This window comes from Microvirga pakistanensis (assembly GCF_004458765.1).
GTDB lineage: Bacteria > Pseudomonadota > Alphaproteobacteria > Rhizobiales > Beijerinckiaceae > Microvirga > Microvirga pakistanensis.
Genome location: NZ_SPJX01000584.1, coordinates 1 through 223, shown reverse-complemented (window position 1 = coordinate 223; position 223 = coordinate 1). Strand labels below are relative to the sequence as shown.

Here is a 223-nt window from a genome sequence, read left to right as displayed (position 1 = left end):
TAAGCCCCCCTCACGCGAGCGATCATCTGTTCCACATGGGCGATCGGCGTCTCCGGCAGGATGCCGTGGCCGAGATTGAAGATGTGCGGGCGGCCGCGCACCGCCGCGAGACTGCGGTCGATCCCCTGGTCCATCGGCTCGCCCCCGGCGATCAGCGCGAGCGGATCGAGATTGCCCTGGGTGGCGACGGTATCCGGCAGGGCCGGGAGCACCAGGGCCGGAT

Annotated in this window: 1 protein-coding gene; it reads right to left on the bottom strand. The window is 70.0% G+C overall.

Features of this window, described 5'->3' with window-relative positions:
* A partial coding sequence (locus tag E4K09_RS23975; RefSeq protein ID WP_280177492.1) for a uroporphyrinogen decarboxylase family protein occupies positions 1 to 223 on the bottom strand: 223 nt, incomplete at both ends.